Source organism: Protofrankia sp. Cas4, from assembly GCF_963555915.1.
Lineage (GTDB): Bacteria > Actinomycetota > Actinomycetes > Frankiales > Frankiaceae > Protofrankia.
On the sequence record NZ_CAUVXL010000214.1, the window covers coordinates 1 to 1,559 of the forward strand.

The following is a 1,559-nucleotide window of genomic DNA, read 5'->3' on the forward strand; positions in this document are numbered from 1 at the left end:
ATGACTTCATAGGTGTCATCCGCATACGCCTGCAACACCTCCACCGACGGATCCACCGTCACCGGGAACACCCGCGCCGGATCCGCCAGCCACCCCGCGTCCAGATCCACCTGCAACGCCAGCTGGCCATCGGCCCCGGTCACCAGCGTGTAGACGACACCCTCCGAATAGGCACCGGCGCCCACATGCGGATCGACCGCGGCATCCTCCATCGACCCCCGCGGAATCACCGCCCGCACCACCCCCGCGCCGTCGGCGAGCGACACCTGCTGCGATTTCCCGTCCACCGTCGCGGTCAACCCCTGCAACGCCAACGGAAACGTCCACCGCGTCGGCGCATCCGCCCCGCGCAACACCAGACTCTCCTTCACCCCCGACAGCGTCCCGGCCAGGCGCACATCCGCCGACCGCCGCACCCCCGCATAGACGGCCGTCGCCCCGTCGACCGTGGCCGCCGCCGGACCCGCACCGGCAATCCCGAACGACACCGACGCACCGGCGCTCACCTGCACCGACGCCAACCGCGGATCATCCGCCCGATCCGCGATGTCCGCGGCGTGCTCCACCGCCGCCACCCGATGCCGCCCCGCACCCGCCGGCACCAGACTCGTATCAATATCGACCAGCGTCCCGCCGGCACCGGTGAACCGCTTCGGCACCGAATACACCTGGGTGGTGTGGGTGCCGTCGGGATTGAGGTACTCGTCGCTCCACACCGTCCGCCGCCCGGGCACCTCCACCTGCCCCGGCTGCACACCGCGCACCGCCGGCGGAATCGTCGGGGTCACCGTGGTCGCCGCACCGAACCGCGCCACCCCCGCCGACGGATCCGGTTTCGCCACATCCACCGGCCGCGCCGGCTCCGCCGCCGTACTCGGCACCGCACCGGCCACCGCCGGCACCGCCGCCCGCACCTGCGCCGCCGACGGCGCCCGCCCCGACTGCGACTGCCCCGTCGACACCTGTGCCGCACGGCCCGCCGCACTCCCGGTCGCGCTCTGCGGCAACGCCGCATTCCGGAACGGATTCACCAACGGCGCCGGCCCACCCACACCACCCCCGGCCATCCGCAGCACCGTCAGCGCGGTCACCACCAGCACGGGCACCAACCCGAACGAGATGACCGCCAACCCCCGCCGAGACACCCGTCGAAGCACCCGACGAGACACCCGCAGGAAACGAGCAGCAGAAAGCCGGCCACGCATGAATAAACTCCAAAGATACGATGGCAAGAACCTGCACGGACCCACGCCAGCGGACAGCACCGGACAACAGCACAACCCGAAAAGAAGACGCGGGTGACCTGCACGCCCGAATGAACGCGCAGCAAACAGCGCCAACACAAACGGAACACTGAAGACGCGTCACCATGGGCACAGCGATGCGCCCATGGTTAAGATCAGAAGAAAGCCAGGCCGCTACCCGGACACGAGAGCAGCGTCAATGTCCGGTACAGGTGGATTCACGCTGCGGAGCATTGCACACGAACCGTCGCAGAGTCGAGCCATTCAGTATCTACCGCAACCGTAGTTTATCCGTTGTTATCAGCGTGGGTTGCG

1 pseudogene is annotated in these 1,559 nt (G+C 68.8%); it reads right to left on the reverse strand.

Features of this window, described 5'->3' with window-relative positions:
• Positions 1-1,145, reverse strand: a pseudogene (locus tag U9979_RS19595) (RHS repeat protein); the annotation flags it as partial.
• Between the last annotated feature and the right edge of the window lie 414 nt (positions 1,146-1,559).